Source organism: Burkholderia sp. AU39826, from assembly GCF_020419965.1.
In the GTDB taxonomy this organism is placed as follows: domain Bacteria; phylum Pseudomonadota; class Gammaproteobacteria; order Burkholderiales; family Burkholderiaceae; genus Burkholderia; species Burkholderia semiarida.
The window spans coordinates 35,803-56,818 of record NZ_JAIZQG010000025.1; the positions used below are offsets into that span (position 1 = coordinate 35,803).

Consider the following 21,016-nt stretch of genomic DNA (forward strand, 5'->3'; position numbering starts at 1 on the left):
TTGTCCCGCCGCCGGCCTATCCTTTCCGAATACCCCTTGCCCGGGAGCGCCGCTCCACACCATGAAGACGAGCATGCAACGCAAGCTCGACCAGCTTTCCACCCGGCTGGCCGAACTCAACGACCTGCTGAGCCGCGAGAACGTCACGGCCGACCTCGACCAGTACCGCAAGCTGACGCGCGAACATGCGGAACTCGGCCCGGTCGTCGAGCAATACGCGTTATGGCGCCAGTCGCGCAGCGACGAGACGGCCGCGCAGGAACTGCTCGCCGATCCGTCGATGCGCGATTTCGCGGAAGACGAAATCCGCAGCGCGCGCGAGGGCATGGCGCGCCTCGAGACCGAGCTGCAGAAGATGCTGCTGCCGAAGGATCCGAACGACGACCGCAACATCTTCCTCGAAATCCGCGCGGGCACGGGCGGCGACGAATCGGCGCTGTTCGCGGGCGACCTGCTGCGCATGTACCTGCGCTTCGCGGAACGCCAGCGCTGGCAGGTCGAGATGATGTCGGAAAGCCCGTCGGATCTCGGCGGCTACAAGGAAGTGATCGTCCGCATTGCCGGCCAGGGCGCGTATTCGCGTCTGAAGTTCGAATCGGGCGGCCATCGCGTGCAGCGCGTGCCGGCCACCGAGACGCAGGGGCGCATCCATACATCCGCGTGCACGGTCGCCGTGATGCCGGAAGCCGACGAAATCGGCGAGGTCGAAATCAATCCGGCCGACCTGCGCATCGACACGTTCCGCGCGTCCGGCGCGGGCGGCCAGCACATCAACAAGACCGATTCGGCGGTGCGCGTCACGCACATCCCGACCGGGATCGTCGTCGAGTGCCAGGACGACCGGTCGCAGCACAAGAACAAGGATCGCGCGCTGAAGGTGCTCGCCGCGCGCATCAAGGACAAGCAGTATCACGAGCAGCACGCGAAGGAAGCCGCGACGCGCAAGAGCCTGATCGGCTCCGGCGACCGCTCGGAGCGAATCCGCACGTACAACTTCCCGCAGGGCCGGATGACCGACCACCGGATCAACCTGACGCTGTACCGGCTCGAGGCGATCATGGACGGCGATCTCGACGAACTGATCGGCGCGCTCGTCACCGAGCATCAGGCCGAGCTGCTCGCGTCGCTCGGCGACGCCGACTGAGGCCGCGATGTCCGACGCCACCGCCGACGCCCTGCTGCGCGCCTCGCCGCTCGACCCCGTCGATGCACGCGTGCTGCTCGCGCACGCGCTCGGCTGGACCCGCACGCAACTGATCACGCGCGGCGACGCGCCGCTCGACGCGGCCGCGGTCGAACGCTACCGCGCGCTCGAAGCGCGCCGCGTCGCCGGCGAGCCCGTCGCGCAACTGGTCGGGATGCGCGAGTTCTTCGGCCGCGCGTTCGACGTGACGCCCGACGTGCTGATCCCGCGCCCCGAGACCGAGCTGCTCGTCGAAGCGGCGCTCGATGCGATCGACGGGCTGCCGCATGCGACCGTGCTCGATCTCGGTACCGGCAGCGGCGCGATCGCCGTGTCGATCGCGGCCGAGCGCCCCGACGCGCGCGTGTGGGCGCTCGACCGTTCGCCGGCCGCGCTCGCGGTCGCGCAACGCAACGCCGACAAGCTGCTCGGCGCGCACCGCACCGGCGGCCCGCTGCACTGGCTGCAGAGCGACTGGTACGCGGCGCTCGATCCGGCGCTCGCGTTCGATACGATCGTCAGCAACCCGCCGTACATCGCGCAGCACGATCCGCACCTCGCGCAGGGCGACCTGCGTTTCGAGCCGCGCGGCGCGCTCACCGACGATGCCGACGGCCTCAGCGCGATCCGCACGATCGTCGCGGGCGCCGGCGCCTGTCTGAAACCGGGCGGCACGCTGTGGATCGAGCACGGCTACGACCAGGCCGAAGCCGTCCGCGCGATCCTGGCGTCGCACGGCTTCGTCGCGGTGGAATCGCGCGCCGATCTCGCCGCCATCGAACGCACGACCGGCGGCCGCCGGCCGGGCTGATGGCCGGCCCGCCCGGTTGAAATCCGCTATCATTTCGATCTAACGCCCCGCAAACGCAAGGTCAGTCATGGACACCCAACAACGTATCAAGCAAATCGTCGACGAAAACCAGGTCGTGCTCTTCATGAAGGGCAACGCGCAATTCCCGATGTGCGGCTTCTCGGGCCGCGCCGTGCAGGTGCTGAAGGCCTGCGGCGTCGACCAGTTCAAGACGGTCAACGTGCTCGAGGACGACGAAATCCGCCAGGGCATCAAGGCATTCTCGAACTGGCCGACCATCCCGCAGCTCTACGTGAAGGGCGAATTCATCGGCGGCTCGGACATCATGATGGAGATGTACCAGTCGGGCGAACTGCAGCAACTGTTCGCCGCCGCCTGACGCGCGGCACCCGCCCCCTTTTCGATGGCATCTCCCAGCGCGCCGCCACGCCGGCTGATCGTCGCGATCACCGGCGCCACCGGCGCGATCTACGGTGTGCGGCTGCTCGACCTGCTGCGCGCCGCCGGCGGCGTCGAAACGCACCTGCTGATTTCGAACGCCGGCTGGCTCAACATCCAGCATGAACTGAAGCTGCCGAAGGCCGACGTCGAAGGCCGTGCGGACGTCGTGCATTCGGTGCGCGACGTCGGCGCGACGATCGCGTCGGGCTCGTTCGCGACCGACGGCATGGTAATCGCGCCCTGTTCGATGAAGACGCTCGCGAGCGTCGCGCACGGGCTGTCCGACAACCTGATCACGCGCGCGGCGGACGTCACGCTGAAGGAGCGCCGCCGTCTCGTGCTGATGGTGCGCGAAACGCCGTTCAACCTCGCCCATCTGCGCAACATGACCGCCGTCACCGAAATGGGCGGCATCGTGTTTCCCCCGCTGCCCGCGTTCTACGCGATGCCGAAGACGATCGAGGAACTCGTCGACCAGACCGTCACGCGTGTCCTCGACCTGTTCGCGCTCAGCGCTCCGCAAACGACGCCGTGGGCCGGTATCCGGCACGCGCAGTAAGTTACGCCTCTTCAGCGCGCATTTCCGCCGATCTGCACCGCAACGCCTTCTATTTCGCGCGATCCGATGCAAACTGGCACCCGAAAGCCGGACCTCGACGCAATTATCAACGCTCAGGCGTCAATCAAATTCCGGAACACCAGTTTATCAATGCACGGTACGCGCCTATAGTCAGCGGCAAACCCTTTTGCAGGTCACCATCATGAACCGCTTGCCTTCGCTGTACCTGTCTCACGGCGCCCCGACGCTGCCGATCGACCCGACGCTGCCGTCCGGCGCGTTCACGCACCTCGGCGCCGAATTGCCGCGCCCGCGTGCGGTACTGATGCTGTCCGCGCACTGGGGCACGCAACGGCCGGTCGCGAGCGTCGCCGCGCATCCCGACACGATTCACGACTTCTACGGATTCCCGCAGGCGCTGTACGACATCCGCTATCCGGCGCCGGGCGCCCCCGACGTCGCCGAGCGCGCGGCCGCCCTGCTGAACGCGGCCGGCATCGCGACCGCGACGACCGAGCACGGCCTCGATCACGGCGCGTGGGTGCCGATGCTGTTGATGTTTCCGGAAGCCGACGTGCCGGTCGCGCAGTTGTCGATCCAGCCGCGCGCGAACGCCGCGCATCACTTCGCGCTCGGCCGCGCGCTGCGGCCGCTGCGCGACGAAGGCGTGATGGTGATCGGCTCGGGCCAGATCACGCACAACCTGCGCGCCGCCGACTTCGGCGCGGCGCCCGAGGACGCGGACCCGCGCGTCGCGGAATTCACCGACTGGTTCGAGGCGAAACTTGCGTCGCGCGACGTCGACGCGCTGCTCGACTACCGCCGGCAGGCACCGCACGCGGCGCTGATGCATCCGACCGACGAGCACCTGCTGCCGGTCTTCACGGCACTCGGTGCGGCGGACGACGACTACCGGCTAGGCATCCAGTCGCTCGGCACCTACCAGCGCGTGCTCGCGATGACGAACTACGTGTTCGCGAACGCCGGCGCCTGAACCTGGACGGCGGCGCGACCGCCGGCCAGCAAAAAGCCCGTCCGAGCATCGCTCGGACGGGCTTTTTTCACTGCATCCTGCCGCCGCCGAATCCGGCGGCAGGCCGGGCGTCAGACACCGACGCCTTCGAGAATCTCGTCGTGCGACTCGCGCTCGTCGAGATACTGGGTCCGGTAACCGGTATTCACGCCCCAGAAGTAGAACACCAGCGAGATCGCCGCGACGATCAGCATGTCCCAACCGTACGGCAGGTAGCCGTAGCCGCCGAATTCCTTGCTGCCGATCAGCGACAGCACGGCCATCGTCGGCAGGTACGCGACCAACCACCACGCGGCCTTCAGGTCGGCACCCCAGCCGGTCCAGCCCGACTTCGCCTGGAAGTAGAAGTACACCGGCAGCGCGACGATCATCAACAGGATGATTTCGCCCGTCAGCGGCCACTTCGCCCAGTACAGGATCAGCGACGCGCACACGAACGCGAACGGGGCGATCAGCTTCATCAGCGGAATCGACAGCGGACGCTCGATGTCGGTCGCCGCGCGGCGCAGCGCCATCAGGCTGATCGGGCCGGTCAGGTACGAGATCACCGTCGCGACCGAGATCACCGCCGCGAGCGAACTCCAGCCGCGGAAGAAGAACAGGAAGATGAACGACACGAGCAGGTTGAACCACATCGCCTGACGCGGCACGCCGTAGATCGGGTGCACGTTGCCGAACATCTTCGGCATCGTGTTGTTGCGCTCCATCGCGTAGATCATGCGGGTCGTCGTCGCCATGTAGGTCGTACCGGTGCCGCTCGGGCTGATGAACGCGTCGACGTACAGCAGGATCGCGAGCCAGTTCAGGTTCAGCGCGATCGCGAGTTCCGCGAACGGCGACGAGAAGTCGAAGTGCGCCCAGCCCTTCGCGACGTCCGCCGGGTTCACCGAGCCGATGTAGGCCATCTGCAGCAGCACGTAGATCACGAGCGCGAGCAGGATCGACGTGATCACCGCGAACGGCACGCTGCGCGACGGATTGCGCGCTTCACCGGCCAGGTTCACCGGGCTCTGGAAGCCGTTGAACGCGAACACGATGCCGCTCGTCGCGACCGCGGTCAGCACGGCCGACCAGCCGTACGGCGCGAAGCTCGCGTTGGAGGCGGTACCGAGGTTCTCCGAATGGAAGCTCGTCAGCATCAGGCCGAGGATCGTGAGGCCCGGGATCAGGAACTTGAAGATCGTGATCGCGGTGTTCGCCCGCGCGAACGCCTTGACGCCCCAGTAGTTCAGCATGAAGTAGATGACGACCAGCACGGCCGACAGCAGCAGGCCTGGGGTCGTCAACTCGCCGTTCACGAACAGCGCGTGCGCCCATGGATACGGCCATGTGCTCATGTACTGGATCGACGCTTCGGCCTCGATCGGGATCACGGATACGATCGCGATCCAGTTGGCCCATGCACTGATGAAACCCACCAGCGAACCGTGCGAGTAGCGCGCGTAACGCACCATGCCGCCCGACTCGGGGAACATCGCGCCCAGTTCCGCATACGTCAGCGCAATCGCGAGAATGACGACAGCGCCGATGATCCAGGCGCAGATCGCCGCCGGACCGGCGATCTTCGCGGCTTTCCAGGCACCGAACAGCCAGCCCGAGCCGATAATCGAACCCAGCCCCGTCAGCATCAATGCAAACGGGCCGATGTTCCGTTGAATAGAACTCTTCACATCCTCTCCTGTGTCTCAAAAAGCATGGTCGGCCTGCTGTCCGGGATCGGCTCGGACTGCACCGCGCACGCATTCTTGGGGGGACGGTTGCCCGATCGGGGCAACCCGTCCACGCGGCGCGTAGTTTAACGGTTGCACCTTAAACGTGGCGCCAAAATCGATCGGCCCCTACAAAAAATTCGCATCGCTTGCAAGCTTTGTAAACCTGATCTCCGCAATAACCCTGATAGCATGGGAATACGGTTGACCGTCAGACGGATTAGCCGTATAAAGGACTTCGCAGGATTTCAAGTGGCGAGTGAATTGGTTCTTTCGTAGTTCGCCCATCAACGGTACTCCGGTTGGTCCTATTACCCCTTCCTTGATTTTCCGCACCCCATGGGCTTCGGCCCCGTTTTATCTTTTTAGGAACAAGTAACATGGCAACCGGTACCGTCAAGTGGTTCAATGACGCAAAGGGCTTCGGCTTCATCACCCCGGAAGGCGGCGGCGACGATCTGTTCGCGCACTTCTCGGAAATCCGCGTCGAAGGCTTCAAGACGCTGCAAGAAAACCAGAAGGTTGAATTCGAAGTGAAGACGGGCCCGAAGGGTCTGCAAGCTGCGAACATCCGTCCGGTCTAAGCTTGGCGCGATCATTCGTGTAAAAAAGCCCCGCTTCGGCGGGGCTTTTTGTTTTTGGGCGCCGATCGTCCGGCCGGCGTGGCGACCTTTTGGCCGCCCGCCCTTCAGCCGAACAATCGCTGCGCGTGAATGCCGAGGCCCGTCGCGACACTCGCGAGGCGATCGCCGAACACCGGCTGCGCATCCGGGAACGCGCCGGCGAGCGCGCCCGACAGGAACGCGAGCCCCGTCGAACCGCCGGTGAAATACAGCGCACCGACATCGCGCGGCGCCACGCCCGCGAGCCGCACCGTCTCGCGCGCGGCGTCGACGATGCGCGCGGTGTCGTCGCGGCTCGCCTCGACGAGGCGATCGGCGTCGAACGCGATCTGCAGATCCTCTTCCACGTCGTTCAGGTCGATCATCGTCTCCCCGCCCGCCGCGACGCCGATCTTTGCTTCTTCCGCCCGCGCCATCAGCGCGTGCCCGAGCCGCTGCTCGACCACGCTCGTGAGCCGGTCGTACTGCCGCACGTCCTGATACAGGTGCTTCATCAGCTTCAGCTCGCCGATTCGCTTCGGCGTGTAGACGGTGTTGATCAGGTGCCAGGTCGCGAGATCGAAGTAGATCCTGTTCGGCAGCTCGCGCCCTTCCGGGTCGAGCGAACGATAGCCGAATGCGGGCAGGATCGCCGCGAGCTCGACGCGCCGGTCGTAGTCGGTGCCCGCGACGTGCACGCCGTGGTGCGCCAGCACGTCGTCCTTGCGCTCCAGCCGCGCCATCCGCTCCGGGCCGACACGCACGAGCGAGAAGTCGGACGTGCCGCCGCCGATGTCGGCCACGAGCACGAGGCGCTCCGCCGACTGGCGCGACTCGTAGTCGAACGCGGCGGCGATCGGTTCGTACTGGAAGTGAACGTGCGCGAAGCCGACCGATCGCGCGGCCGCCTCGAGCTGATCCTGGGCGAGGCGGTCGGCGCGCGGATCGTCGTCGACGAAGAACACCGGCCGGCCGAGCACCGCGCGGCCGACCGGCGCGCCCGCGCACGCTTCGGCCTTGCGCTTCAGGTGCATCAGGAAGCGCGCGATGATTTCGGTGTACGCGATCGCGCTGCCGTCGCCGAGATCGGTCGTCGTTTCCGCGAGCGGGGAGCCGAGGATGCTCTTCATCGAGCGCATCAGCCGGCCGTCGAAACCGTCGATATAGGAAGCCAGCGCCGCCCGGCCGTATTCGACCGTCTCTTCGTCGTTGTTGAAGAAGATCGCGGTGGGCAGCGTCAGGTGGTCGCCCTCGACGGGCGCGAGGCGCATGCCATCGCCGTCGGGCAGCGCCACGGCGGAATTGGACGTGCCGAAATCGATCGCGCAGTAAGTCATGGGAAATTGCCGCAGCAGGGCCGGCGCGAAAACGGAAAGGACCGGCTTTTTAACATGAAGCCCGCGGGATCACAACCGGGGCCGGCCGCCGGCGCCGCGCAACGGTCGCCGGCGGCGACGGCGCGCCGCGTGGCGCGCCGGGGGAACCTGCGCGGGGCAGGATGCGCGGCGACGCACCCTGCCCGCCCGCGTCAGGCTGCCGCGTCGAAGCTCTTCTTCCAACCACCCGCGTAGACGACTTCGCCGATCGCATGGCGCGTGCGCGGCGCCTTCTCGCGATCGCGCAGCACGGGATCGAGCTTGTCGACGTTGCCGTAGTGGCCGAGCGAGATGATCGACACGATCGCGACGTCCGCCGGAATCGCGAACGCGTCGCGGAATGCCTTCGCGTCGAAACCGCTCATCTGATGCGCGGCGAGGCCGAGCGCGTGCGCCTGCAGCACCAGCGACATCGCGGCGGCACCGGCGTCGTACAGCGCGGTCGGCGCCGGCTCGCCCTTCGGCGTGAGCGTGTGCGCGGTCACGGCGATCAACACTGGCGCCGGCGCATTCCAGCCCTGGTTGAACGGCACCAGCGTCGCGAACGCGCGCTTGAACGCGTCTTCGTCCTGGGTGCGATCGAATACGATGAAACGCCACGGTTGCGCGTTGTACGCGGATGGGGCCCAGCGTGCCGCTTCGAGCACCGCGTGGAGATCGCCGGCGCTGACGGGTTCATCCGAATACGCGCGCGGGCTCCAGCGGCCCGCGATCAGATCGTGAATCGAAACAGTGGTGGGAGCAGGTTTGACGGACATGCGGTTCCTCGCTGACATCGATGAAGGGGCGCGAACGCCCCGGCGAACAGCAAGCATACCTGCTTGAACGATTGCGCGCCCGATCCTGCCGCGCTATGCAAATCTCCTTGCGTGCAATGGCCGGCCGCAGTGCAGGCGGCCGGTCGATCCACCGCGATCAGGCTGCCTGCGCGGCCGCGCGCGACGGGCCGCGGTTGATCCGCAACACGATCAGCGCCCCGACGATGCACAGCCCGCCCGAGATCATCGACGCGATCGTGTAGGTGCCGAGGCTCGCGCGCAGCAGCCCGGCGCCGAGCGCCGCGAATGCCGCGCCGAGCTGGTGGCCGGCGACGATCCAGCCGAACACGACCGGTGCCGCCGCCTTGCCGAACACGTCGGTCGCGAGCCGCACGGTAGGCGGCACGGTCGCGATCCAGTCGAGCCCGTAAAACATCGCGAACAGCGGCAGCCCGAAGAAATCGATCCCGAACGCGTGCGGCAGATAGATCAGCGACAGCCCGCGCAGCCCGTAGTACCAGAACAGCAGCACGCGGTTGTCGTAACGGTCGGACAGCCAGCCCGACAGCGTCGTGCCGAACAGGTCGAATATGCCCATCGCCGCGAGCAGCGACGCGCCCTGCACTTCGGTCATCCCGTAGTCGCTGCACATCGCGATCAGGTGCGTGCCGACGTAGCCGTTGGTGCTCGCGCCGCAGATGAAGAAACTGAAGAACAGCAGCCAGAAGTCGCGCGAGCGGCTCGCCGTCAGCAGCGTGCGGAACGCGACCGCGAGCGGGTTCTCCTTCGTCGTGTCGGCCGCGGGCGGCGCATCGGCGGGCTCGCCGTACGGGCGCAGTTGCACGTCGGCAGGCCGCTCCGGGAGCAGGAACGCGACGAGCGGAATCACGATCGCCGCCGCCACCGCGACGACCAGCACGACCGGCCGCCAGCCATGGCGCTGCGCGATCGCCGCGAGCATCGGCAGGAACACGAGCTGGCCGGTGGCCGTGCTCGCGGTCAGGATCCCCATCACGAGGCCACGCCGCGCATGGAACCAGCGCGTGACGAAGGTCGCGGACAGCGTTAGCGCGACGACGCCCGTCGAGCAGCCGACCATCAGCCCCCAGATCACGACCATCTGCCAGCTCTGCGTCATCATCGACGACAGCGCGACGCCCGCGCCCATCGTCACGAGCGCGGTGAGGATCGTCGGGCGCAGCCCGAAGCGCTGCATCGCGGCGGCCGCGAACGGGCCCGTCAGGCCATATAGCGCGATGTTCACCGAGATCGCCAGCGAAATCGCCGCGCGGCTCCAGCCGAGCTCGCGTTCGAGCGGTACCATCAGCACGCTCGGCGTCGCGCGTGTGCCGGCCGCCGCCAGCAGGATCAGGAATACCACCGCCGCCGCGAGCCATCCGTAATGGAAGCGCCCGCCGATTCGTGTCACTGCCCAATTCATTTTCGCGTTCTCCAGTTGGCGGGCGCCGGCGCCATCGCACCCGCGCCGCCCGACCAGGCCACCTCCGCCACGCATTTCAACATCGGCTGACCCAGGCCGACGCTCGGCATTCGTCTGTTGATCCGGATGCGATTGTTACCGACCGGTCACAACTGTGTTGCGATCGTAGTTACCAGTCGGTAACATGTCAAGCAATCCATTATGTCGTCGAGGGTCATCATGTCGGGCATCGAGGTCGCCAAACCGCCGGCGCGGCGCACGCGCCGGCCGATCGACGGCGCCACCGCGCAGGAACACCTGCTGCGTGCCGCCGAGGAATTGTTTTACAAGGAAGGCGTGCGGACGGTCGGCGTCGAGGCGGTGGTGGAGCGCGCCGGGGTCAACAAGATGAGCCTGTACCGCCAGTTCGCGTCGAAGGACGAGTTGATCCTCGCTTATCTGGAGCGGATGGACGCGTGCTTCTTCGAGCGGCTCGATACGAGCGCCGCGAAGCATCCGGGGCAACCGAAGGCGCAGTTGATCCAGTATTTCGTCGACCTCGCCGAGCGGGCGACGCAAAAGGACTATCGCGGCTGCCCGTTCGTCAACGTGGCCGCCGAATTCCCGGATGCATCGCACCCGGCGCGCGAACGTGTCGCGCAGAACAAGGAACAGCTGATGAAACGGCTCGTCGCGCTGTGCGAAGGCGCCGGCGCGCGGCAACCGAAGGCGCTGGCCGATGCGCTCGCGCTGGTGGTCGAAGGCATCTACGCGGCGAGCCAGACCTACCGGCACGGCGAAACGCCGATCGGCACCGCGCCCGCGCTCGTCACGCAGTTGATCGAAGCGGCCTGCGCGTGACGGATCGCATGCATTCGTCCCCGGCGCGCCCGCTACAATGCGGCCCTCTTCGCCCTTGCGCCCGACTGGTATCACGATGACCGACACCCGCCCCGACTCGCACGACGACATCCTCGCCGCCACGCGGCATTGGCTCGCGCGCGCGGTGATCGGGCTCAACCTGTGCCCGTTCGCGAAAAGCGTCTATGTGAAGGAACAGGTGCGCTACGCGATCAGCGAAGCGACGACGCTGGAAGACGCGCTCGCCGAACTCGAAACCGAGCTGCGCGCGCTGGAAGCGGCGGATCCGCAGCAGGTCGACACGACGCTCGTGATCTACCCGCACGCGTTCGCCGATTTCGTCGACTACAACGATGCGTTGTTCTTCGCCGAGCGGCTCGTGCAGCAGTTGCGACTCGACGGCGTGCTGCAGATCGCGAGCTTCCATCCGCAATACCGGTTCGACGGCACCGAACCCGACGACATCGAGAACTACACGAACCGCGCGCCCTACCCGATCCTGCACCTGCTGCGCGAGGACAGCATCGCGCGCGCGGTCGATGCGTTCCCGGACGCGTCAGCGATCTACGAAAAGAATCAGGAAACGCTGCGCCGCCTCGGCCACGACGGCTGGCGCGAATGGATGCGCCGCCCGGGCGATGACGTGTGACGCGGCGTGCAACGTGCGGCGTGCAACGTGCGCGGCGCCGGCGCCATGCCCGCCCGGCCGCGCGTTCGCCCGTCAGCCTTCGGCCGGCTCGGCCGCGGCGTCGCCCGCCGCCGCGGCCTGCGCGACGAAGAAGCGCTCGTTCAGTTCGGCGAGCCCGAACATCCCGAGGATCTCGTTCAGCCGCTCACCGGGCCTACGGCGCGGCAGGTTCTTGTACTGCGCGATGATCAGCTCGTTCTTCATCGAATGCTCCCAGCCGACCAGCTCGGTCACGCTGACCTGGTAGCCGTGCGCTTCGAGCTGCAGGCAGCGCAGCACGTTGGTGATCTGGCTGCCGAATTCGCGCGTATGGAGCGGATGGCGCCACACCTCGGTCAGCGCATTCGCGAGCGACTTGCCCTTGTTCTTGCGCAGCACGCCCGCGACTTCCGCCTGGCAGCACGGCACCAGCACGATGTGCTGCGCGCGCTTCGCGAGCGCGAAGCGGATCGCGTCGTCGGTCGCGGTGTCGCACGCGTGCAGCGCGGTGACGACGTCGACCGTGTCGGGCAGTTGCGGCGACGTGATGGAATCGGCGACCGACAGGTTCAGGAACGACATGCCGCCGAACCCGAGCCGCGCGGCGAGCTCAGTCGAACGCGTGACGAGTTCCTCGCGCGTCTCGATGCCGTACACGTGCGACGCGAACGCCGGCGTGCCGTGCCCCGGCTGCTGCTTGAAGAACAGGTCGTACAGGATGAAGCCGAGATACGACTTGCCGGCGCCGTGATCGACGAGCGTCACGTGGCCCTTGTCGGCCTGCACGCCGGCGAGCAGCGGCTCGATGAACTGGAACAGGTGATAGACCTGCTTCAGCTTGCGGCGGCTGTCCTGGTTCAGCTTCCCGTCGCGGGTGAGGATGTGCAGTTCCTTCAGCAGCTCGACGGACTGCTCCGGACGGATTTCGTGGGTCTTGTTCGACATCGTGAAGCGGCGCCGGGCCACGGTCGGTCGACCACGGCCCGGCGGCGAAAATTCGTGAGGAATGGCGACAGTTTACCGAAAATACGCGGTCAGGCCCGCGCGCCGAGGCGCCAGAGCGACGTGACCTCGGCGCGGCGCGCCGCGTGCAGCGGATCGTCGGCGTCCGTCGACTTCGGGTGCGCGGGGCGGATGTCGTCGCGGCCGAGCACGACGAGGCCGGCCTCGTCGATCCATTGCAGCAAGGTTTCGCGCGGCCGCAGGCCGAGATGCTCGGCGAAATCGGACAGGATCAGCCAGCCCTCGCCGCCCGGCTCCAGATGCGCGGCCAGCCCCGCGAGAAAACCGCGCAGCATGCGGCTGTCAGGATCGTAGACCGCGTATTCGATCGGCGCGCTTGGCCGGGCCGGCACCCACGGCGGATTGCAGACCACGAGCGGCGCCCGGCCGGCCGGAAACAGGTCGGCCTCGACGATCTCGACGTGGCCCGCATGACCCAGCCGCGCGACGTTCTCGCGCGCGCAGGCGAGCGCGCGCGGATCCTGGTCGGTCGCGACGACGCGCTCGACGCCGCGTGACGCAAGCACCGCCGCCAGCACGCCGGTGCCCGTGCCGATATCGAACGCGAGCGACGTCGCCGGCAGCGGCGCGCGCGCGACGAGCTCGACGTATTCGCCGCGCACCGGCGAGAACACGCCGTAGTGCGGATGGATCGGCGCGCCGCCGAGCGCCGGGATCGGCACGCCTTTCTTGCGCCACTCGTGCGCGCCGACGAGGCCGAGCAGTTCGCGCAGCGACACGACCGACGGCGCGCCGCCGGGGCCGTACGCTTCCTCGCATGCGGCACGCACGTCGGGCGCGCGGCGCAGCGGGATCGTGTAATCGGCGTCGAGCGGGATCAGCAACATGCCGAGCGTGCGGGCCCGCTGCGATTGCGCGAGGCGATGCAGATTGAAGGCTTCGACGCCGGCCGCGGCTTTCGCCTTCTTCGGCTTGCGTTCGACGCGGCGCGCCATCGCCTGCACGAGCTGGCGCGCATTCTGGAAGTCGCCCTGCCAGACGAGCGCGGTGCCCTCGCATGCGAGGCGGTAGGCCGCGTCGGCGGTGAGGCGGTCGTCGGCGGGCACCGCGCGCTTCGGCGGTTGCACGCCGGCCTCGGAGCGCCAGCGCACGGCATGATCGACGCCGTCGGCGTCGGTCCAGTGGAAAACGGGGGAATCGGTCACGCGAACTCGGTTACGGTTGGCTTCAACGGCGGCGAGAATTCACCGCGCGGACCACACCATACCGCGCTTTGCCCGACCCGGCAAAACAGGCGCCGCGACGGCCGCCCGAAGGCATTCGTCGCGGCGCAAGCGTCGATCAGGCGAGATCGTGGGTTTCCGCACCGGGCGCATCGCGCTTGACGGCCGCGATGCCGTTCTCGCGTGCCTGCACGCTGCTGTACGTTTCGCTCGTACCGATGACCTGGTGGTTCGCTGCTTTCAGATTGAACATCGGCTCGCCGTTGTGGGCGAGCTTGCGCTCGTAGCGCTCGTCCAGCGGCGCATTTTCCCGCACGGACGCGATCCCGTTTTTCGCGCCGCCTTTCTCCTCGTACCGCTCGCTCGCGAGGATGATCTCGCCGTTCGCCGACTTCAGGTGGAAGTAGTACTGGCCGTTCGTGGCCTTCTTGAGCTCGAATTTTGCCGCCATGAATTTCCCCTAAAAGAATGTCCGACCCTCGGACATCGGCAAGTGTAAGGGGTCGCGTCGACAAAAATCGAGATCTCGCGCGGATAAGCATTAAAGACTGTCAAATGGTGAATTTTTCGACACATTGAGCCGACGTTTGGCGCCCTGACGATTAGCCGCCCCACCCCGGCATGGCGGGCAGACGGAGCGTGCCCGCGTCGTTGAAGTGCACGGCGCCGAGCCCGCTGCCGGCGAGCCGGCCGCGCAGCGCATACGGCAACTCGCCGTTCGCGGCCGCGCCCGGCAGGTTCCACGCCTGCCGCGCGGCGGCGAAGGCCGATACCGATACGGGCACGTCGAGCACGGCCTCGCCGAATCGCGGCACGGTGCCCGCCCGATCGCTGACGCCGCTCGCGAACGGCGCACCGTTCAGGTCGAGCGCGACCGAGATGCCGTCGTAGTCGATCGGCGCATCGTTCGGATTCTGCACGCGCAACTTCAGGCTGAAGCGCATCTCGAGGCCCTGCCCCACGAGCGGGTCGAGCCCGGCGACCGACACGCGCACGGGCTCGCGCGTGAACCCCGCGCAACCGCCCAGGAGGAACACGGCCGCGAACAGCAGCAGCACGGCGCGCAGCGGCGCGATACGGAACAGGGCGCGTGACATGGAAGGGCCTCCTCGCGGCGATCGGTGAACGGGTCGTCAATGCATTGTACCGACCGCGCCATCCTTCACCGGATTTCGTAGTTTCGGGAGCGCCGCGAGATCGTTAATAGATTAAAACTACGAAATCGCCAGACAAACGGAAAGCGCATTAATGACTTCCAGCGTTCAATGAAGCGCCGGAAATTCAATAGACGTTCTTTCTAAATTTTTCGTTTCCTTTACCCAAAACCATCAAGTATATTTACGCATCCTTGGAGCAAGCCGACACACCTTGAAGCCGCATGACGGCGTATTTCCGGGACGGCGACACGCTGTCCTTCCGTCCTGCGGCCTGGCCCGGCCAGCCCCGTAGGTCGTCGGTTCAAAGGGATTGCGCGCCCGCGCCGGGCGTGCGGCCCCGTGTCGTGCGCGCGAAATCAATTCAGTACAACACGCGCACGGCCATTTTGAACCGGCCAGTTAACCGACATCCGGAAATTCAGAGGGGGCAGTAAACCATGATTACCTTCACGTAGTCGGCCGCCGTCTTTTCGAATAATCCGTCATTGCCATTTTTTCGCCGTTGATTAAACGGCGAGGGGATTGCTTTTGCCGGCGTTTTCGCAGCACTGAACGATTCTTTCAACGATCGAGGTTTCAGTCATGTCGATTCATATTCGCAAGATGCGTTATCTGCCGCTCGTCGCCGCACTCGCGCTCGCCGGTTGCGGCGGCGACGACGGCGGTGCGGGCTCCGCTTCCGCGCTGAGCTCCGCCGGCGCGCCGCACACGGGCTCGTCGCCCGCCGTCACCGCGCCGCCGAGCGCATCCAACGTCGACAAGAGCGTCTCGCCTGTCGAATTGCCGGACACCGTGGTGCCCGTGAACTACCGGCTGTGGTTCCGCCCGAACGACGCGCTGAACGCGTTCGACGGCCGCGCCGACGTCGAGATCAAGGTGCTCAAGCCGGTCAACAACATCGTGGTCGCCGGCCACCGGATCAAGTTCACGAACGGCCGCATCACGCTGCAGCCGGGCAACATCCAGCTGATCGCGACGCCGCAGGACAAGGGCGACTTCTACCAGTTGCGCCCCGTCGCCGGCACGATCGCACCGGGCAACTATTCGCTGCACATGGAGTGGTCGGGCATCATCAACTTCAAGTCGTATGACGATCCGGTCAACCAGACCGGCGGCAGTTGCGGCGACGATCCGTATCCGGGCTGCTCGGCCGCGGAAGGCGTGTTCCGCGTCGACCTGAAGGGCACCGACGGCAAGACGAGCGGCGCGATCCTGACGCAGGGCGAAACCAACCTGTCGCGCCAGTGGTTCCCCGGCTGGGACGAGCCGGCGTTCCGCCCGACCTATGAAGTGACGGCCGAAGTGCCGCAAAGCTGGCGCGTCGTGTCGAACGCGGCCGAGAAGCCGTCGACCAACGTCGGCGGCGGCTACAAGCTCGTGCAGTTCGAGAAGACCCCGCCGATGCCGTCGTACCTGCTGTTCTTCGGCGGCGGCATGTTCGACACCTACGAGGACGACTTCACGAGCCCGCTGCCGGGCGCCAAGGGCAGCCTGCACCTGCGCGTGTTCACGCCGCCGGGCATGAGCGAGTGGGCGAAGCCGGCGATGGACCGCACCAAGCAGGCGCTCGACTACTACTACCGCTACACGGGTATCCCGCTGCCGCTGACGAAGTTCGACACGGTCGCCGCGAACGACGCATTCAAGGAGCAGAAGGACCTGAACTTCGGCGGGATGGAGAACTGGGGCTCGATCCTCGAGTTCGCCGACGACATCCTGCCGCAGCCGGGCCAGCCGATGTCGCACTACGGCAACGAAGTGCTGACGCACGAAGTGGCGCACCAGTGGTTCGGCGATCTCGTGACGACCGACTGGTGGGACAACGTGTGGCTCAACGAGTCGTTCGCGACGTTCTTCGAGAACAAGACGACGATCCAGTTCTTCCCCGACGAGTTCAGCTGGCTCGACCAGGTGAAGAACAAGTACCGCGTGATCAATCGTGACATCGGCCCGAACGCGTTCCCGGTCGCGCCGAACTTCAACGACTGGGCGTCGAACGACTTCGTGCTGAGCGCCAGCGCGTTCACGTACGACAAGGGCGGCCACGTGCTGAAGACGCTCGAGAACTATCTCGGCGAGCAGACGCTTCGCAAGGGGCTGCAGCAGTACCTGGTCGACTACTCGTTCGGCAACGGGACGCCGAAGCGTCTGTGGGATGCGCTGTCGAAGGAAAGCGGCCAGGCGGTCGGCCCGATCGGCGACAGCTACGTGCGTCAGACCGGCGTGCCGCTGATCTCGCTCGACACGCAGTGCGACCTGACGAAGAACCAGACCGTCGTCACGCTGAAACAGCAGCCGTTCCCGAACAAGAACGCGTATCCGGGCCTGCAGTGGACGGTGCCGATCACGCTCGCGTACGGCCAGGGTCTCGCGAAACGCACGACGCTCGCGCTGAAGGATACGCAGGCGCAGACGCGGATCGACGGCTGCACGGGCGTGGTGGCCGACCCGAGCGGTCTCGACTACTACGTCGTGAACTACAGCGACGCCGCCTGGAGCGGCGTGCTCACGCAGGTCAACGGCTCGACCGATCCGGTGCTGCTGGCGAACCTGAAGAGCGAAGCGGCGCTGCTCGTCGCGAACAACCTCGCGCCGGCCTCGCGCTCGACGTCGATCGGCTCGGTCGCTTCGCCGGCCGCGATGAAGCTGCGCCAGACGCCGAGCTTCGGCGGCATCGAAGCGGTGACGAAGGAACGCCCGGCGCTGCATTACCAGGGCATCTTCAAGCCGCGCAAGGTAGTGACGCAGTAACGGTGCGCACCCGGCCGGTGCCGCGCGACCCGCGGCGCCGGCCGGCGTACCGGTTTCTCCGACCTGTTGACGGGCCTCGCATGCGAGGCCCTTTTTTTCATGCCGCGCGGCGCCCGTTCGCGGTCACGCCCACGCGGCATCCCACGCCGGCTGCGCGAACCACGAGGCGAGGAACGTCACGAGCCGCGACGTGCGCGCACTGCCGCGCGCCTGCTGGCGCAACACGTGGATCGTCGCCCGCTCGGGCGCCGCCGCGTACTGCGGCAGCACCGCGCGCAACCGTCCGTCGCGCAGCGCGTCCGCCACGAGCCAGGTCGGCAGGTGCGCGAGACCGAGCCCGTCGATGGCCGCCTCGCGCAACGCTTCCGAATGATTGCTGCGAAACCGCGGCTGCGCGGGCGCGTGACGGCGCTCGCCGAAACGCCATGCGCCCGGCGGCGGCGCGCCATGCCACGCGAGACAGTCGTGGCCGGCCAGCGCGTCGGGCGATTCGGGCTCGCCGCGCCGTGCGAGGTAGGCCGCGCTCGCGCACAGCACGCGCCGTTGCGGCGCCAGCACGGTCGCGACGAAACGCGTGTCCTCCAGCGGCCCGATACGCACCGCGAGATCGACGTCGGAACCGAGTCGCGCACCCTGCAGATCGACCATGCTGTCGGTCAGCACGAGATCGACCTGCAACGCCGGATGATGCTGCATGAACGCGGCCAGCGCGCCCATCAGATGCCGCCGGCCGAACGGCGCCGGACAGTCGATGCGCAGCAGCCCGCCCGGTTCGTCGTGCTGGCTGTGCAGGTCTTCCTGCAGTCCGCGCAGCTCGGCCAGCATCCGTGTCGCGCGACCGTACAGCAACTGCCCGGCCTCGGTCGGCCGCAGCGCGTGCGTGGTGCGATGCAGGAGGCGGATACCGAGCTGCGTCTCGAGCCGGTCGATGCGCCGCGTGACCGACGACGCGGCGACGCCGAGCCGGCGCGCGGCCGCCGAGAAGCTCTGCTGATCGACCACGTCGACGAACAGCGCGAGGTGCGGGGAAAGGAAGTCGTTCATTCAGGGGCCTGAAGGTCTAGCTGTGCGGAAAACGCAAAGCAATCATCCGCCTTTGCACGTTTCCGCGTCAAATCGGACCCACTAGACTGCCTTCATCGCTTCCGCCGCACGCGCCGGCCCGCCGGGCCGCGGCGGCCCTCGTTCATGGAGAATCTCATGCGCAGCATCCGCTTCGACACCCCCGCCGCCGACATCGAGTCGCTCGACGCGCGGGTCCGGGACATTCCGCCGCCCGTGCCGGCCGACGGCCAGATGCTGATCGAGGTGCGCGCGGCCGGCGTGAACCCGAGCGACGTGAAGGCCGCGCTCGGCCGCATGCCGCATGCGGTGTGGCCGCGCACGCCGGGGCGCGACTGGGCCGGCATCGTACGCGGCGGCCCGGACGACTGGATCGGTGCGCCGGTGTGGGGATCGGGCGGCGATCTCGGCGTCGGCCGCGACGGCTCGCATGCGCAATGGCTCGTGCTGGATGCCGCGCACGTGCGCCGCAAGCCGGCCGTGCTGACGCTCGACGAAGCGGCCGGCGTGGGCGTGCCGTTCGTCACCGCGTACGAAGGCTTGCGCCGCGCCGGCATGCCGACGGCCGACGACGTCGTGCTCGTGTTCGGCGCGAACGGCAAGGTCGGCCAGGCCGCGATCCAGCTCGCCACCGCGCGCGGCGCGACCGTGATCGGCGTCGAGCGCGGCCCGGGCGGCTATCGCGGCCACGCATCGGGCGAGGTCCGCATGATCGACGCATCGAGCCGGACGGTGGCCGACGCGGTGCGCGAGATGACCGGCGGCCACGGCGCGGACATCGTCTACAACACGGTCGGCAGCCCGTATTTCGAAGCCGCGAACGCATCGATGGCGATCGGCGCACGGCAGATCTTCATCTCGACGATCGAGCGCAGCGTGCCGTTCGACATCTTCGCGTTCTATCGCGGCCAGCACACGTTCGTGGGCATCGATTCGCTGCAGCTCGGCGCGGCCGCGGTCGCGCGGATCCTCGACACGCTCGCGCCCGGCTTCGGCAACGGCACGCTGCGCCCGTTTCCGATCGGCGACGGCTACGTGTACCCGCTCGAGCGTGCGCACGATGCGTATCGCGCGGTGCTGGCCGGTGCGCGCGAACGCGTGATCCTCAAACCCTGATACCGGACCACACGGGAGACCGCCATGATGGATTACCTGATTTCGCTCGCGGTGGGCGTCGGTGTCGGCGTGTTGTACGCACTGCTGCACGTGCGCTCGCCGGCCCCGCCGCTCGTTGCGCTCGTCGGCCTGCTCGGGATGGTGATCGGCGAACGCGCGATCGCGCTGCTGCGGTGACGCGTCGATGCGACGCCCGGTGCCGCGCTAGCGATCGTCGCGGCGCCGGAACGCCCACCACGCGGCCAGCGCGGTGAAGCCCGCGACGAGCAGCACCATCAGCCAGAAGCCGTGCTTGTTCTCCGCGAATGGCACGCCGCCGACGTTCATCCCGAAGAAGCCGGCGACGATGTTGATCGGCAGCGCGATCACGGTGACGAGCGTCAGCGTGAACAGCGTCCGGTTGTTCTGCTCGTCGAGGCGCGAGCCGATCTCTTCCTGCAACAGCTTGATGCGCTCGTTGAGCCCCGCCAGATCGGCAAGCACCAGCGAGAATTCCTCGGTCGACTCGCGCAATTCCTGCACGTCTTCCGTATGCAGCCACGCGGGCGGCTTCGCGAGCAGCCGGAAGATCGAGCCGGGCTCCGGCGCGAGCATGCGCTGCAGGCGCGTCAGCGTACGGCGCATCGCGCCGAGCTCGATGCGGCTCGACGTGAGCCGCTGCGACAGGAAGCGATCCTCGATGCGGTCGACGTCGACGCTCGTGCGCCGCATGATCTGGATCAGCAGGTCGGCCTGGTCGCGCAGCAGATGCACGAGCAGCTCCGCGGGCGACCGGAACGCCTCGCCGTCGCGCACGCACGCGCGCAGCGTGTCGACCGAGCGCAGCGGCTTGAGCCGCGCGGTCACCATGATGCGCCGCTCGACGTGGACGAACAGCGTCGCGATCTCCGACGGCGTCAGTTCGAGGTTGAACATCACGTCGTTGACGATCGCGCGCAGCGCGCCGTCCTCCTGCTCGATGCGCGTCGAGCGCGAGCCTTCGTGCAGGAATTCGAAGAAGCTGTCGGGCAACCCGAGATGCGTGCGCATCCAGCGCTCGCTCGCGCCGTGCGCGAGATTGAAGTGCAGCCAGACGAAATCGCCCGGTGCGGCCGCGCCCTGTTCGCGGCACGTGCGCAGCCATGCGGCGGCCGCGTCGGCATCGAGCGTCGCGCCGGCGCCGCCCGGAACGAAGCGGAATCCGCACACCATGCCGGACGTATCGGCGCCGTAAGTCTGTACGATCAGGTCCATCGTGTCGAAGGTCGTGCGGCGCGCGGCGCGCCGCACATCGCGGGTCGCGGGCCCGCGCCGGGAAAAGAAAGGAGACGTATGCCCGACGGCC

Annotated in this window: 20 protein-coding genes and 1 pseudogene; 11 read left to right on the plus strand and 10 right to left on the minus strand. The window is 67.3% G+C overall.

From position 1 onward, the window contains the following. Nucleotides 1-61: 61 nt before the first annotated feature. From prfA to LGM42_RS28870, 5 genes are all read left to right on the plus strand, one after another. Nucleotides 62-1,144, plus strand: a complete 1,083-nt coding sequence (gene prfA, locus LGM42_RS28850) for a peptide chain release factor 1 (RefSeq protein WP_059577095.1) — start codon at nt 62-64, stop codon at nt 1,142-1,144. 7 nt (nt 1,145-1,151) lie between these two features. Next, nucleotides 1,152-1,994 carry a peptide chain release factor N(5)-glutamine methyltransferase gene (gene prmC, locus LGM42_RS28855; RefSeq protein WP_226234059.1) on the plus strand — a complete coding sequence of 281 codons (843 nt, stop codon included), beginning with the start codon at nt 1,152-1,154 and terminating at the stop codon, nt 1,992-1,994. A gap of 67 nt (nt 1,995-2,061) precedes the next feature. Beyond that, a complete protein-coding gene (gene grxD / locus LGM42_RS28860) occupies nt 2,062-2,373 on the plus strand; it encodes a Grx4 family monothiol glutaredoxin (RefSeq protein ID WP_006477066.1) in 312 nt (103 codons plus the stop codon). A 24-nt stretch (nt 2,374-2,397) separates the two neighbouring features. Further along, nucleotides 2,398-2,994: a UbiX family flavin prenyltransferase gene (locus LGM42_RS28865; RefSeq protein WP_060315412.1), complete on the plus strand. Its 597-nt coding sequence runs from the start codon at nt 2,398-2,400 to the stop codon at nt 2,992-2,994. Between the two features lie 202 nt (nt 2,995-3,196). Beyond that, nucleotides 3,197-3,988 carry a DODA-type extradiol aromatic ring-opening family dioxygenase gene (locus LGM42_RS28870; protein WP_060315415.1) on the plus strand — a complete coding sequence of 264 codons (792 nt, stop codon included), beginning with the start codon at nt 3,197-3,199 and terminating at the stop codon, nt 3,986-3,988. A gap of 110 nt (nt 3,989-4,098) precedes the next feature. Here the strand turns inward: LGM42_RS28870 and LGM42_RS28875 are convergent, their stop codons facing one another. Next, the gene (locus LGM42_RS28875; protein ID WP_059577105.1) at nt 4,099-5,697 is read right to left on the minus strand and encodes an APC family permease; all 1,599 of its coding nucleotides are present in this window, start codon (nt 5,695-5,697) and stop codon (nt 4,099-4,101) included. A gap of 419 nt (nt 5,698-6,116) precedes the next feature. Here LGM42_RS28875 and LGM42_RS28880 point away from each other — a divergent pair, with 419 nt between their 5' ends. Then, nucleotides 6,117-6,320 carry a cold-shock protein gene (locus LGM42_RS28880; protein ID WP_006477070.1) on the plus strand — a complete coding sequence of 68 codons (204 nt, stop codon included), beginning with the start codon at nt 6,117-6,119 and terminating at the stop codon, nt 6,318-6,320. 104 nt (nt 6,321-6,424) lie between these two features. Here the strand turns inward: LGM42_RS28880 and LGM42_RS28885 are convergent, their stop codons facing one another. The 3 genes from LGM42_RS28885 to LGM42_RS28895 all read right to left on the minus strand — a co-directional run bounded on the left by LGM42_RS28885 (nt 6,425) and on the right by LGM42_RS28895 (nt 9,913). Further along, on the minus strand, nt 6,425-7,675 hold the full coding sequence (locus LGM42_RS28885; protein WP_226234060.1) for an Hsp70 family protein: 1,251 nt from the start codon (nt 7,673-7,675) through the stop codon (nt 6,425-6,427). A 191-nt stretch (nt 7,676-7,866) separates the two neighbouring features. After that, complete coding sequence (locus tag LGM42_RS28890; RefSeq protein WP_226234061.1) at nt 7,867-8,472, minus strand: nitroreductase family protein; 606 nt, start codon at nt 8,470-8,472, stop codon at nt 7,867-7,869. 157 nt (nt 8,473-8,629) lie between these two features. Continuing rightward, nucleotides 8,630-9,913 carry an MFS transporter gene (locus LGM42_RS28895; protein ID WP_059577114.1) on the minus strand — a complete coding sequence of 428 codons (1,284 nt, stop codon included), beginning with the start codon at nt 9,911-9,913 and terminating at the stop codon, nt 8,630-8,632. A gap of 219 nt (nt 9,914-10,132) precedes the next feature. Here LGM42_RS28895 and LGM42_RS28900 point away from each other — a divergent pair, with 219 nt between their 5' ends. Both LGM42_RS28900 and LGM42_RS28905 read left to right on the plus strand, forming a co-directional pair. Then, complete coding sequence (locus tag LGM42_RS28900) at nt 10,133-10,753, plus strand: TetR/AcrR family transcriptional regulator (protein WP_059640109.1); 621 nt, start codon at nt 10,133-10,135, stop codon at nt 10,751-10,753. Between the two features lie 76 nt (nt 10,754-10,829). Next, on the plus strand, nt 10,830-11,402 hold the full coding sequence (locus tag LGM42_RS28905) for a DUF1415 domain-containing protein (RefSeq protein WP_226234062.1): 573 nt from the start codon (nt 10,830-10,832) through the stop codon (nt 11,400-11,402). Between the two features lie 72 nt (nt 11,403-11,474). Here the strand turns inward: LGM42_RS28905 and LGM42_RS28910 are convergent, their stop codons facing one another. The 4 genes from LGM42_RS28910 to LGM42_RS28925 all read right to left on the minus strand — a co-directional run bounded on the left by LGM42_RS28910 (nt 11,475) and on the right by LGM42_RS28925 (nt 14,703). Further along, on the minus strand, nt 11,475-12,365 hold the full coding sequence (locus LGM42_RS28910; RefSeq protein WP_060315569.1) for a class I SAM-dependent methyltransferase: 891 nt from the start codon (nt 12,363-12,365) through the stop codon (nt 11,475-11,477). Between the two features lie 89 nt (nt 12,366-12,454). Continuing rightward, a complete protein-coding gene (locus LGM42_RS28915; RefSeq protein WP_059640105.1) occupies nt 12,455-13,588 on the minus strand; it encodes a methyltransferase in 1,134 nt (377 codons plus the stop codon). A gap of 136 nt (nt 13,589-13,724) precedes the next feature. Continuing rightward, a complete protein-coding gene (locus tag LGM42_RS28920) occupies nt 13,725-14,057 on the minus strand; it encodes a YegP family protein (protein ID WP_059577125.1) in 333 nt (110 codons plus the stop codon). Nucleotides 14,058-14,208: 151 nt separating this feature from the next. Then, nucleotides 14,209-14,703, minus strand: a complete 495-nt coding sequence (locus tag LGM42_RS28925) for an LEA type 2 family protein (protein WP_059577128.1) — start codon at nt 14,701-14,703, stop codon at nt 14,209-14,211. Between the two features lie 642 nt (nt 14,704-15,345). On the opposite strand from LGM42_RS28925, the gene LGM42_RS28930 reads away from it, so the two are divergent. Next, nucleotides 15,346-17,514: a M1 family metallopeptidase gene (locus LGM42_RS28930; RefSeq protein WP_060315430.1), complete on the plus strand. Its 2,169-nt coding sequence runs from the start codon at nt 15,346-15,348 to the stop codon at nt 17,512-17,514. 123 nt (nt 17,515-17,637) lie between these two features. On the opposite strand, the gene LGM42_RS28935 is transcribed toward LGM42_RS28930, so the two are convergent. Next, nucleotides 17,638-18,558, minus strand: a complete 921-nt coding sequence (locus LGM42_RS28935) for a LysR family transcriptional regulator (protein ID WP_226234063.1) — start codon at nt 18,556-18,558, stop codon at nt 17,638-17,640. Nucleotides 18,559-18,714: 156 nt separating this feature from the next. On the opposite strand from LGM42_RS28935, the gene LGM42_RS28940 reads away from it, so the two are divergent. Further along, nucleotides 18,715-19,692 (plus strand): quinone oxidoreductase family protein, encoded by a 978-nt coding sequence (locus LGM42_RS28940; protein ID WP_060315436.1) that lies wholly within the window; start codon nt 18,715-18,717, stop codon nt 19,690-19,692. Between the two features lie 24 nt (nt 19,693-19,716). Next, a pseudogene (locus tag LGM42_RS28945) lies at nt 19,717-19,866 on the plus strand (DUF1427 family protein); the annotation flags it as partial. Between the two features lie 30 nt (nt 19,867-19,896). Here the strand turns inward: LGM42_RS28945 and LGM42_RS28950 are convergent. Then, nucleotides 19,897-20,925, minus strand: a complete 1,029-nt coding sequence (locus LGM42_RS28950; RefSeq protein ID WP_060315573.1) for a transporter — start codon at nt 20,923-20,925, stop codon at nt 19,897-19,899. Nucleotides 20,926-21,016 lie beyond the last annotated feature (91 nt).